Raw genomic sequence first — 11,581 nt, 5'->3', positions numbered from 1 at the left:
GGTATCAAGCCGGACTGGACGGACCGCGCACTGCTGGCCGCGCTTGCCCGGGTGCTGCCCGAGCAGTTGCGTGGCCATCGGCTGGTGACGCCCGAGACGCTGCTGCGCTGGCACAGGCGTCTGGTCGCGAAGAAGTGGACCTACCCGAACAAGCCCGGTCGGCCGTCACTCGCTCCCGAGACCGCGGCGCTGATCACGCGGCTGGCCATCGAGAATCCCTCGTGGGGGTATGTCAGGATCCACGGCGAGCTGCGGAAACCTGGCATCGAGGTCTCGCGCGCCACGATCCAGCGCCACCTGCGCCGACGCCGCATCCCACCCGCCCCGAAACGGGACCCGCTCACCTGGCGCGGCGGACAGTTCACCGACGCCTTCGACGCACTCCTGGCCGACGCAGACATCACCGCGGTCAAGACCCCGCCACGCCGCCCGCGGGCGAACGCGATCGCAGAACGCTGGATCCGCACCCCGCGAGCCGAGCTGACCGACCGGAAGCTGATCCTCGGCGAACGCCACCTGTGCCGCGTACTGACCGACTACCTGCGCCACTACAACCACACCCGACCGCACCGCACGCTCAACCTGCAGCCGCCACGCCCACCGACCACGGTCATCGACCCCACCGAACAGCGCCGGATCCGACGGCGAACCATCCTCGGCGGGCTGATCAACGAATACAAACGAGCCGCCTGACCATCAACACCACACCCAAACAAGGCCAGATCACAACCACGGGCCCCATTGCGAGCCCCGACAGGCTCGACTTCGTCGGGGTCGGGATAGAGGTGGACGTAGGCTTCGGATTGGCCGGTGCTGGCGTGTCCGAGCCGCGCGGCGATCTCGGTGGCGGCCAACCCCGCGTCGCCCAACAGCGAGGCGTAGGTGTGGCGCAGGTGGTGGTACAGGACCAGCGCGGCGCGGTGCTCGACCACGCGATCCGCAAGGACACACGGAGGTCGTGATCGCCCGGCTCCGCTTCCATGTGAACGCCTGCTCGGCGGCGGACGATTGGCTCGCACGCCGGGTCGCGCCGGCTGAACGATGGTGGTAGGACGGTATGCGGGACGTTCTCTCACCGATTCAGGTGATTCGCCCGCATCAGCGTGGCGTGAATTCAGCTGACAAGTCGCGCGTCGCGCCGGTGCCGACCCTTTAAGGAGCGGCTCATGGCGAAAGCAGTGGGCATCGACCTGGGCACGACCAACTCGGTCATCGCGGTGTGGGAGGGTGGTGAGCCCACCGTCATCCCGAACGCCGAGGGCTCGCGCACCACTCCGTCCGTGGTCGCCTTCACCGACAGCGGGGAACGCCTGGTGGGCCAGTTGGCCCGGCGCCAGGCGATCCTGAACCCGAAGGGCACCATCTACTCCGCCAAACGGTTCATCGGCCGGCACTTCGACGAGGTGTCGGACGAGGCCAAGGCCGTCGCCTTCGACGTGGTCGAGGGGCCGGGCGGCACCGCCCGCTTCGACGTGCGCGGCAAGCAGTACGCCCCCGAGGAGATCAGCGCGCTGGTGCTGCGCAAGCTGACCGAGGACGCCGCCAAGTCGCTCGGCGAGCGGGTCACCGAGGCCGTGATCACCGTTCCGGCCTACTTCAACGACGCGCAGCGCACCGCCACCAAGGACGCCGGCAAGATCGCCGGACTTGAGGTGCTGCGGATCATCAACGAGCCCACCGCCGCGGCCCTGGCCTACGGGCTGGAGAAGCAGGGGCACGAGACGGTGCTCGTCTTCGACCTGGGCGGCGGCACCTTCGACGTGAGCATCCTGGACGTCGGCGACGGCGTGGTCGAGGTGCGTTCCACCGCCGGCGACACGCACCTGGGCGGCGACGACTTCGACCGGCGGCTGGTCGACCACCTCGCCGACGGCTTCCAGAAGGCGAACGGGATCGACCTGCGCTCCGACCCGCAGGCGCTACAGCGGCTGTTCGAGGCGGCCGAGAAGGCCAAGACCGAGCTGAGCTCGGTCACCCAGACGCAGGTCGGCCTGCCATTCGTCACGGCCGACGCGTCCGGCCCCAAGCACCTGACCGAGACGGTGCGCCGCTCGACCTTCGAGCAGATCACCGCCGACCTGGTGGAGCGCTGCCTCGGCCCGGTGCAGCAGGCGATGGGCGACGCGAAGGTGTCCGCGAACGACATCGACGAGGTGATCCTTGTCGGTGGCTCGACCCGGATCCCGGCGGTGCAGGCCCTGGTGCGGCGGCTGACCGGCGGCAAGGAGCCCAACATGTCGGTCAACCCGGACGAGGTGGTCGCGCTCGGCGCGGCGATCCAGGCCGGGGTGCTCAAGGGTGAGGTGAAGGACGTCCTGCTGTTGGACGTCACACCGCTCTCGCTGGGCGTGGAGACCCGCGGCGGCGTGATGACGAAGATCGTCGACCGGAACACCACGATCCCGGTGCGCCGGTCGGAGACCTTCTCCACGGCGCAGGACAACCAGCCCGCGGTGGACGTGGTCGTGCTGCAGGGCGAGCGCGAGCGGGCGTCCGACAACCGGGTGCTGGGCCGGTTCCAGCTGGAGAACGTGCGGCCGGCGCCGCGCGGCGAGCCCCAGGTCGAGGTGACCTTCGACGTCGACGCGAACGGGATCCTCAACGTCAGCGCGCGGGACAAGGACACCGGCGCGCAGCAGGGGATCACGATCAGCGAGAGCTCGAACCTGGACAAGTCCGAGGTCGAGCGGATGGTCTCGGAGGCCGAGCGCAACCGGGCCGAGGACCAGAACCTGCGCCAGGCCGTCGATGCGCGCAACGAGCTGGACGCGATCGCCTACCAGGTGGAGCGGCAGCTCACCCGGCTCGGCGACGCCGCGCCGCAGCACGAGCGGGCGCGGGCCGAACTGCTGATCGGCGACGCGCGGACGGCGGTCAAGGACGAGGCGCCGCCGGACCGGGTGCGTACCCTGACCTCGGAGCTGCAGCAGATCTACCAGGCTCTCGCGGCGCGTCGGCCGGGCGAGGCCGGGCAGGCGGGTTCGGGGCAGGCAGGTTCTGCGCAACCGGGCTCGGCACCGCAGGGCGGTGCGTCGGGTGACGGCGGGGACGACGACGTCATCGACGCAGAGTTCGATCGAAGCTGAGGCGGCGCCATGGCCCACGACCCCGGTGCCACGGCAGACGGCGGCTTCACGCCCGGCGAGGACGGGAACGAGGCCCCGCAGGCGGTCTCCGCGCAGGAGACCGCCGCCGGGCAGGAGAACCCGGCCGCGACCGTGCGGGCGCTGGAAGCCACTGTGGCCGAACTCGAAGACCGCTGGCGGCGGGCGCTGGCCGACCTGGAGAACCTGCGCAAGCGGCACGCCCGCGAGCTGCGGCACGAGGCGGATGCCGAGCGGCGCCGCATCTGCTTGGCCTGGCTCCCGGTGGTGGACAACCTGGAGCTGGCCCTCGATCACGCCGCGGGCGATCCGGCGGCCGTCATCGTCGGCGTGCGCGCCGTGCGGGACCAGGCGGTGGCCCTGCTCGCCTCGCTCGGTTTCCCCCGCGACGACGAGACCGGCGTGCCGTTCGACCCGCTGCGGCACGAGGCGGTCGGCGTGGTCGACGAGCCGGGCACGGCCCCCGGGACCGTCGTCAGGGTGCTGCGGCCCGGCTACGGTGTGCCGCCGGACCGGCAGCTGCGCCCGGCGGCCGTGGTGGTCAGCCGCAAGCAGGAGTGAGCCGCCGTGGCCAGCGACTACTACGAGGTGCTCGGCGTCCGCAGGACCGCGGACGCCCAGGAGATCCAGCAGGCCTTCCGCAAGCTGGCCCGCCGCTACCACCCGGACGTCAACAAGGACCCGTCGGCGGAGGAGCGGTTCAAGGAGATCAACGAGGCCTACCAGGTGCTCTCCGATCCGCAGACCCGGGCCCGCTACGACCGGTTCGGGCCGGACTTCCGGCAGATACCGCAGGACTACGACGAGCGGGTGGCCGCGGGCCGGGGTTCGCCGTTCCGCGGGTTCCGGCGCGGCCGCGGTAGCGGTGGTCGTGGCGGCGGCAGTACCGCGGGCGGCGAGGACTTCGCCGGGGCCGGATTCTCCGGCGCTGACTTTTCGGGCGCGGGCTTCGGTGGCTCGGGAATCGATTTCGAGGACCTGTTCGGCGGCATGTTCGGCGGTCGCGGCGCGGGCCCGATCCAGGGCGCGGATCAGCTGGCCGAGCTCGAGCTGACCGTGGAGGAGGCGTACCGCGGCGGTCGCCGGAAGGTCACCCTCGGCGGCGCCGGCGGGGAGCGCGGCTACGAGGTGAACATCCCCGCCGGCGTGGTCGACGGCCAGCGCATCCGGCTGGCCGGGCAGGGCGGGCGCGGGTACGGCGACGCGCCGGCAGGTGATCTCTACCTCGTCGTCCGGATCGCGCCGCACCCGCGCTACCGGCTCTCCGGCCGCGACGTCACGGTCGATCTGCCGGTCAGCCCGTGGGAGGCGGCCCTGGGCGCGAGCGTCCCGGTCACCACTCCGGGCGGCGCGGCGAAGGTCGCCGTCCCGCCGGGCTCCTCCAGCGGCCGCAGGCTGCGGCTGCGCGGCGAGGGCATGCCCAACCCGAAGGGCGCGCCGGGCGACCTGTACGCCGAGGTCCGGATCATGGTGCCGCCCGAGCCCACCGAGCGGGAGCGGGAGCTGTTCGAGCAGCTCGCCGCGGCCTCGTCGTTCGACCCGAGGAGGCGGGCATGACCCCGCGTCAGCAACAGGGCGCCGACTGGACGGACGGCCGCGTCAGTACGGCGCGCTACACCCTCGTCGCCGCACGCCGCGCCGAGCGCGACCGGTTGAGCCTGAACGACGTCGCATACCGCAGCGGCGTGCACCCGCAGCTCATTGAGCGTTTCGTCGCGCTCGGCGTGGTGGACGCGAGCCGGGACGAAGCCGGGCGGCTCTGGTTCGACGCCCGCGTCCCGGCGAGGATCGCCCGGGTCCAGCGGCTGCGCACCGGCCTCGGCCTGAACTACGCCGCCCTCGGTCTCGTACTCGACCTGCTCGACCGGATCGAGCAGTTGGAAGCCGCGCTGCGCCGCAGCGGGCACCCTGGCAAGGAGCAGACGCCGTGGACATGAACCGGCTCACCCAGAAGTCCCAGGAAGCGCTGCAGGAGGCGCAGACCGTCGCGGTGCGGCTCGGCCACACCGAAGTCGACGGCGAGCACCTGCTCATCGCCCTGCTCGACCAGCCCGAGGGCCTGGTGCCCCGGCTGCTTGGCCAGGTCGGCGCGGACGTGGAGGCGCTGCGCGCCGATCTGAGCGCCGATCTGGCCAAACGGCCGCGCACCACCGGACCGGGCGTCGGCCCGGGGCAGGTCGTGGTCACCCAGCGCCTAGCCCGGCTGCTGGACGGGGCCGAACGCGAGGCCAGGCGGCTCAAGGACGAGTACGTCTCGGTCGAGCACCTGGTCCTGCCGCTGGTCGAGGAGGGCTCGGCCACCGCCGCCGGACGCCGGCTGAAGGAGCGCGGCGTCACTCGCGACGCCTTCCTGACCGCGCTGACCCGGATACGCGGCAACCAGCGGGTGACCTCGGCCACCCCCGAAGCCGCCTATGAGGCGCTGGAGAAGTACGGCCGCGACCTGGTGGCCGAGGCGCGCGCCGACAAGCTCGACCCGGTGATCGGCCGGGACGCCGAGATCCGCCGGGTGATCCAGATCCTGAGCCGCAAGACTAAGAACAACCCGGTCCTCATCGGCGACCCGGGCGTCGGCAAGACCGCGATCGTCGAGGGGCTGGCCCAGCGGATCCTGCGCGGCGACGTGCCCGAGGGGCTGCGTGACAAGACGGTGTTCTCGCTCGACATGGGCTCGCTGGTCGCCGGGGCCAAGTACCGCGGCGAGTTCGAGGAGCGGCTCAAGGCGGTCCTGGCCGAGGTCAAGGCGGCCGAGGGCCGGATCCTGCTCTTCATCGACGAACTGCACACGGTGGTCGGCGCCGGGGCGGCCGAGGGCGCGATGGACGCGGGCAACATGCTCAAGCCGATGCTCGCGCGCGGCGAACTGCACATGATCGGCGCCACCACCCTCGACGAGTACCGCAAGCACATCGAGGCGGACGCCGCCCTCGAGCGCCGCTTCCAGACCGTGCTCGTTGACGAGCCCACGGTCGAGGACACCGTCTCGATCCTGCGCGGGCTGCGCGAGCGGCTTGAGGTGTTCCACGGCGTGAAGATCCAGGACACCGCGCTGGTGGCCGCGGCGAGCCTGAGCCACCGGTACATCACCGACCGCTTCCTGCCCGACAAGGCCATCGACCTGGTGGACGAGGCCTGCGCCCGGCTGCGCACCGAGATCGACTCCATGCCCGCCGAGCTGGACGAGCTGACCCGCCGGGTCACCCGGCTGGAGATCGAGGAGGCGGCGCTGGCCAAGGAGAAGGACAAGGCCAGCAGGGCCCGGCTGGAGGAGCTGCGCCGCGAGCTGGCCGATCTGCGCGCCGAGGCGGATGCCAAGCGCGCGCAGTGGGAGGCCGAGCGCCAGGCCATCCGCCGGGTCCAGGAGCTGCGCGAGGAACTGGAGCGCACCCGCGCGGACGCGGAGCGGGCCGAGCGCGAGTACGACCTGAACCGCGCCGCCGAACTGCGGTACGGCACGATCACCGAACTGGAGCGGCGGCTGGCCGCCGAGGAGCGGCAGCTCGCCGCGAAGCAGGGCGAGAGCCGGCTGCTGCGCGAGGTGGTCACCGCGGACGAGATCGCCGAGATCGTGGCCGCGTGGACCGGGATCCCGGTCTCCCGGCTGCAGGAGGGCGAGCGGGAGAAGCTGTTGCGGCTCGACGAGATCCTGCGGCAGCGGGTCATCGGCCAGGACGACGCGGTGCAGCTGGTCGCCGACGCCGTGATCCGGGCCCGGTCCGGGATCCGGGACCCGCGCCGGCCGATCGGTTCGTTCATCTTCCTGGGACCCACCGGGGTCGGCAAGACCGAGCTGGCCAAGACGCTGGCCGCGGCGCTGTTCGACAGCGAGGAGAACATCGTCAGGCTCGATATGAGCGAGTACCAGGAGCGGCACACCGTCAGCCGGCTGCTCGGCGCGCCGCCCGGGTACGTCGGCTACGAGGAGGGCGGGCAGCTGACCGAGGCGGTGCGCCGCAAGCCCTACTCGGTGCTGCTGTTCGACGAGGTGGAGAAGGCGCATCCGGACGTCTTCAACACCCTGCTGCAGGTGCTCGACGACGGCCGGATCACCGACGCGCAGGGGCGCACCGTCGACTTCCGCAACACCGTGATCATCATGACCTCCAACCTCGGCTCGCAGTACCTGCTACAGGACGCCACCGCGGGCGGCGAGATCAAGCCCGACGTCAGGGACCTGATCATGCGCGAGCTGCGCGGCCATTTCCGCCCGGAGTTCCTCAACCGGGTCGACGACGTGGTGATCTTCCACCCGCTCGGCCTGCCGCAGATCGAGCGGATCGTGGACCTGCTCTTCGACGAGCTGCGCGGCCGACTGGCCGAGCAGCGCATCACGCTGCGGCTGACCGAGCCGGGCCGCCGGCTGATCGCCGAACAGGGCTTCGACCCGGTCTACGGCGCCCGGCCGCTGCGCCGCTTCATCTCCCACGAGGTCGAGACCAAGATCGGCCGCGCACTGCTGGCCGGCGGCATCTGCGAGGGCCTGACCGTGGTGGTGGGCGCGCAGGGCGGCGAGCTGACCGTCACGTTCCAGGAGCCCGACCAGCCGCCCGAACGAGGGGAGGACGCACCGTGAGCGCCCCGACCAGGACGGTCCGCTGTCCGAACTGCCAGAAGAACAACAGGGTTCCGGCCATCGCCGAGGGACGGCCGAGGTGCGGCAACTGCCACCGGCCGCTGCCATGGATCGCGGACGCGGACGACGGCAGCTTCGCGCAGGTCGCGGAGCAGGCGGACATCCCGGTGCTGGTGGACCTGTGGGCGACCTGGTGCGGTCCGTGCCGGATGGTCAGCCCCGCGCTGGAGCAGGTGGCCGCCGACCTGGCCGGGCAGATCAAGCTGGTCAAGGTCGACGTGGACGCCTCGCCGTCGCTCTCCCGGCGTTTCGAGGTTCAGGCCGTGCCCACCCTGATGGTGCTCGACCGGGGCAGGGTGATCGCGCGGCAGGCCGGAGCGGTGCCCGCCCCGGCGCTGCGCCACTGGGTGGAGCAGGCCCTGGAAGACAACGCGCGGTCGGCGTCGAGCCCGGCGGAGGCATCATGACCCGTCGGCTGGCAGACCCGCACCTCAGCCTGGTGCGGCCGGTCGTGCCGCGCACCCCGCAGGGCTGCGAGGAGTGCCTGCGGATCGGTTCGGCGTGGGTGCACCTGCGGCTGTGCCAGACCTGCGGGCAAGTCGGGTGCTGCGACTCCTCGCCGATGAAGCACGCGCGCCGCCACGCCGCCAGCGTCGGGCACCCGATCGTCCAGTCCTTCGAGCCGGGCGAGGACTGGCGCTGGTGCTACAGTCACGAGGCCTACGTATGACCGACCTGGCGGAGACGCCGGACCGCGACGGCGCGTTTCCGAGGCTGACCGACGAGCAGCTCGCCGTCTTCGAGTCCTGCGGCGAACTGCGCCCGGTGAAGGCCGGGGACCTGCTCTACCGCGAGGGAGAGCCGCCTGGCAGCTTCTTCATCGTGCTCAGCGCGCTGGTCGCGATCGTCGAGGGCTACGGGGCGGACGAGCACGTCGTACGGGTACACGGCTCGCGCCGTTTCCTCGGCGAACTCGGGCTGCTGGAGGGGCAGGTCGCGTTCCTGACCGCCGTCGTGGTCGAACCCGGAGAGGTGCTGGCCGTCCCGGTTCCCGAGCTGACCGCCGCGCTGACCCGCGATCCCGAGCTCGGCGACCTGATCCTGCGCGCCTACTTCAACCGCCGCTCGCTCATGCTCGGACAGGGCGCCGGACTGCGGATCGTCGGCTCGCAGTACTCTCCCGACACCCGCCGCCTGCTCGCCTTCTGCGCGCGCAACCGTCTGCCGCACCGCTGGATCGACCTGGAGAAGGACGGCACGTCCGAGGCGCTGCTGCGCAGGCTAGGCGTCACCGCCGCGCAGACCCCGGTCGTGCTGCTGGGCGGTCACAAGGTGCTGCGGAACCCGACCAACGCGCAGCTCGCCGAGACGGTCGGGCTGCGCCCGACCACGCCACGCCCGACGCGCTACGACCTGCTGGTCGTCGGCGCGGGTCCGGCGGGGCTCGCCGCAGCCGTGTACGGCTCCTCCGAAGGGCTCTCCAGCGGCGTGCTGGACGCGGTCGCCACCGGCGGCCAGGCGGGCACGTCCTCGCGGATCGAGAACTACCTGGGCTTCCCGGCCGGGATCTCCGGCTCGCAGCTCGCCGAGCGCGCGGTGATCCAGGCGTCCCGGTTCGGCGCCCGGATCAGCGTGCCCGCGGCCGCGGTCGGTCTGGAGCCCCGCGACGACGACCACTACGCGATCCGGCTCGACGACGGCGGCGAGCTGACGGCCCGCACGGTCGTGGTGGCCACCGGAGCACAGTACCGCCGGCTCGACGTGCCAGGCAGCCGGAAGCTGGAGGGGCTGGGCATCCACTACGCGGCGACCGCGTGGGAGGCGCAGATGTGCCGGGCCGCCCCGGTGGCGGTGGTCGGCGGCGGGAATTCCGCGGGCCAGGCCGCCGTGTTCCTGGCCGCGCAGGCCCAGCGCGTGCTCCTGGTCGTGCGCGGCGGCGATCTGGCGGCGGACATGTCGCGCTACCTCGTGGACCGGATCGAGGACGACCCGCGCATCGAGGTCCTGCTGCGCCACGAGGTGCGCGAGGTGCACGGCGACAAGCAGATCGAGTCGGTCCTCGTCGAGGACGAGCACACCGGCAAGCGGCGCACCGTGCCGGTCAAGGCACTGTTCGTGTTCATCGGCGCACAACCCTGCACCGCGTGGCTGAACGGCGCCCTCGCCCTGGACGAACGCGGCGCGGTGCTCACGGGCCGCGACGCCGCACCGGCCATCGACGCCGAGCGCTGGCGGCATCTCGCGCGCAGGCCCTTGGTGCTGGAGACGAACTGGCCGGGAATCTTCGCCGCCGGCGACGTGCGCAGCAACTCGATCAAACGCGTCGCCTCGGCCGTCGGGGAGGGCGCGATGTCCGTCCGCCTCGTGCACGAGTACCTCAGGGAGGTGGGGGCGTCCGCCGACAGGTGAGCAGCGGCGCCAGCCTCGCCGCACGACCAACCAGGGAAGGTGATCCACGTGCCTGTGATGGGCGTATCCAAATTCGAGCGCTTCTTCCGCGCCGCGGCCGGACTCGACGTCGACAAGAACGACCTCAAGCGATACGACGACTTCGTCAACCGCAAGATCTACGACCTGTTCCTGATCGCGCAGGCCGTCGCGCGCGCGAACGGCCGCGACGTCGTCGAACCCCAGGACCTGCCGATCGGCAAGGGCCTGCAGGAATGCATCCACGCGTTCCGCGGCATCGACGAGGAGATCGAGTTGCAGCCGCTGCTGGACCAGCTGACCGCCGAGCCGGCCGTGGACCTGGTCGCGGCCGAGGAGACGCGCGCCCGCCTGCCGCTCATCGCCGGCGGACTGAGCGTGGCGCTCGCACGCACCTTCCGGATCCTGCAGCCCGAGCGGCACAACCCGCAGACCGCCGAGTGGGAGCAGGCCATCGACGTCTTCGACCTGCTGTTGTGACGAGCACGGACGACCGGACGCCCCAGTCGTCCGGCGTCACCGGGATACGGCCTACCGGCGCGAAACCGGCGGGCCGTATCCCTGCAAGCTCACCAGTGGAGACCGTGGGGACGCTACACGCGGGGTTGATCCTCACTTGGCGTGCTGTCTCGCTGCGCCCATTGATCCGGCGGACGATATTCAGCGATATGCCGCCGCGGTAGGCGATCGTCCCCGCGCTCGGCGCGCGCTGCAGTCCCGCCTGCGGGCGACGAGCTGACGATGCCAGGCCAGTAGCCTGGCCGGAGTGACCGAGAAAATGGCAGCCCAGCGTCGCCGCGCACCCAGGCAGGAGAGTGAAGAGAGCCACAGCCGGTCTGCCCAGGCGTTACGCCTGCCGAAAACCTCATCCATGCTGGTCGGGTCCGCATCCGGGAGCTAGATCAGGGTTGCGTAAGGTAGCGGACTGCGAAACATCCTGATCGCTGGCCACCGTCATGCCATGGTGATCGGTCGTGCTGCTGCGACTGGCCTACCTCGGGGTGGCGAACGCGTTCGCGTTGGTGCGGCTGCTGCCGATGAGCGATCGAGACAAGGATGCGGAAATCCTGGCGCTGCGGCATCAGCTCGCCATCCTGCAACGGCAGATCGGTCCACAGCGGGTACGGTTCACCCCGAGTGATCGAGCGCTGCTCGCGGCGCTGCTGCACCATCTCCCTAGGAGCGTACTCAAACACCTGCACCTGATCGTGCGCGCGGACACCGTGCTTCGATGGCACCGCGACCTGATCGCCCGGCGGCACGCGCAGCGCAGCCGACCCAAGACCGTGGGGCGGCCACGCACCGTGCGCTCGATCCGCTTGCTGATCCTGCGGCCGGTGCGCGAGAACCCGTCGTGGGGGTACCGCCGCGTGCACGGCGAACTGCTGGTACTAGGCGTGAAGGTCGCCGCCTCCACCGTGTGGGAGATACTCAAAGACGCTGGGATCGACCCGGCACCGGAGCGCAGCTCCACCAC

10 protein-coding genes and 1 pseudogene are annotated in these 11,581 nt (G+C 71.5%); all 11 read left to right on the top strand.

All coding sequences use genetic code 11. The annotated features are described in order from the left end of the window. Positions 1-3: 3 nt before the first annotated feature. Positions 4-693 (top strand): integrase core domain-containing protein, encoded by a 690-nt coding sequence (locus tag VGZ32_RS08815; protein ID WP_349263540.1) that lies wholly within the window; start codon positions 4-6, stop codon positions 691-693. A gap of 473 nt (positions 694-1,166) precedes the next feature. Next, positions 1,167-3,086 carry a molecular chaperone DnaK gene (gene dnaK / locus VGZ32_RS08810; protein ID WP_326885388.1) on the top strand — a complete coding sequence of 640 codons (1,920 nt, stop codon included), beginning with the start codon at positions 1,167-1,169 and terminating at the stop codon, positions 3,084-3,086. A gap of 9 nt (positions 3,087-3,095) precedes the next feature. Continuing rightward, entirely contained in the window at positions 3,096-3,665 is a 570-nt protein-coding gene (locus tag VGZ32_RS08805; protein WP_326885387.1) for a nucleotide exchange factor GrpE, read from the top strand. Positions 3,666-3,671: 6 nt separating this feature from the next. Further along, positions 3,672-4,661, top strand: a complete 990-nt coding sequence (locus tag VGZ32_RS08800) for a DnaJ C-terminal domain-containing protein (protein ID WP_326885386.1) — start codon at positions 3,672-3,674, stop codon at positions 4,659-4,661. Next, on the top strand, positions 4,658-5,041 hold the full coding sequence (locus VGZ32_RS08795; RefSeq protein WP_326885385.1) for a chaperone modulator CbpM: 384 nt from the start codon (positions 4,658-4,660) through the stop codon (positions 5,039-5,041). The genes VGZ32_RS08800 and VGZ32_RS08795 overlap by 4 nt, the downstream gene beginning before the upstream one ends. Then, on the top strand, positions 5,032-7,677 hold the full coding sequence (gene clpB, locus VGZ32_RS08790; RefSeq protein WP_349263539.1) for an ATP-dependent chaperone ClpB: 2,646 nt from the start codon (positions 5,032-5,034) through the stop codon (positions 7,675-7,677). The genes VGZ32_RS08795 and clpB overlap by 10 nt, the downstream gene beginning before the upstream one ends. Then, the gene (gene trxA / locus VGZ32_RS08785; RefSeq protein ID WP_326885384.1) at positions 7,674-8,144 is read left to right on the top strand and encodes a thioredoxin; all 471 of its coding nucleotides are present in this window, start codon (positions 7,674-7,676) and stop codon (positions 8,142-8,144) included. Before clpB ends, trxA begins: the two co-directional genes overlap by 4 nt. Continuing rightward, a complete protein-coding gene (locus VGZ32_RS08780; RefSeq protein ID WP_326885383.1) occupies positions 8,141-8,407 on the top strand; it encodes a UBP-type zinc finger domain-containing protein in 267 nt (88 codons plus the stop codon). The genes trxA and VGZ32_RS08780 overlap by 4 nt, the downstream gene beginning before the upstream one ends. After that, positions 8,404-10,086 (top strand): FAD-dependent oxidoreductase, encoded by a 1,683-nt coding sequence (locus tag VGZ32_RS08775; RefSeq protein WP_326885382.1) that lies wholly within the window; start codon positions 8,404-8,406, stop codon positions 10,084-10,086. Before VGZ32_RS08780 ends, VGZ32_RS08775 begins: the two co-directional genes overlap by 4 nt. 57 nt (positions 10,087-10,143) lie before the next feature. After that, positions 10,144-10,584 carry a DUF1931 family protein gene (locus VGZ32_RS08770; RefSeq protein ID WP_326885390.1) on the top strand — a complete coding sequence of 147 codons (441 nt, stop codon included), beginning with the start codon at positions 10,144-10,146 and terminating at the stop codon, positions 10,582-10,584. 494 nt (positions 10,585-11,078) lie between these two features. After that, positions 11,079-11,581 (top strand): annotated as a pseudogene (locus tag VGZ32_RS08765) (integrase); the annotation flags it as partial.

It is taken from the genome of Actinocrinis sp. (assembly GCF_035938995.1).
In the GTDB taxonomy this organism is placed as follows: Bacteria; Actinomycetota; Actinomycetes; order Streptomycetales; family Catenulisporaceae; genus DASZGI01.
The sequence above is the reverse complement of the archived record's forward strand: the minus strand, read 5'-3'. Positions and strand labels throughout refer to the sequence as shown.

What these genes read in the sequence shown, in the direction of transcription:
- VGZ32_RS08775 (WP_326885382.1), top strand. Translation starts at nt 8,404, where the DNA reads ATGACCGACCTGGCGGAGACGCCGGACCGCGACGGCGCGTTTCCGAGG.
- VGZ32_RS08805 (WP_326885387.1), top strand. Translation starts at nt 3,096, where the DNA reads ATGGCCCACGACCCCGGTGCCACGGCAGACGGCGGCTTCACGCCCGGC.
- VGZ32_RS08770 (WP_326885390.1), top strand. Translation starts at nt 10,144, where the DNA reads ATGGGCGTATCCAAATTCGAGCGCTTCTTCCGCGCCGCGGCCGGACTC.
- VGZ32_RS08795 (WP_326885385.1), top strand. Translation starts at nt 4,658, where the DNA reads ATGACCCCGCGTCAGCAACAGGGCGCCGACTGGACGGACGGCCGCGTC.
- VGZ32_RS08780 (WP_326885383.1), top strand. Translation starts at nt 8,141, where the DNA reads ATGACCCGTCGGCTGGCAGACCCGCACCTCAGCCTGGTGCGGCCGGTC.
- dnaK (WP_326885388.1), top strand. Translation starts at nt 1,167, where the DNA reads ATGGCGAAAGCAGTGGGCATCGACCTGGGCACGACCAACTCGGTCATC.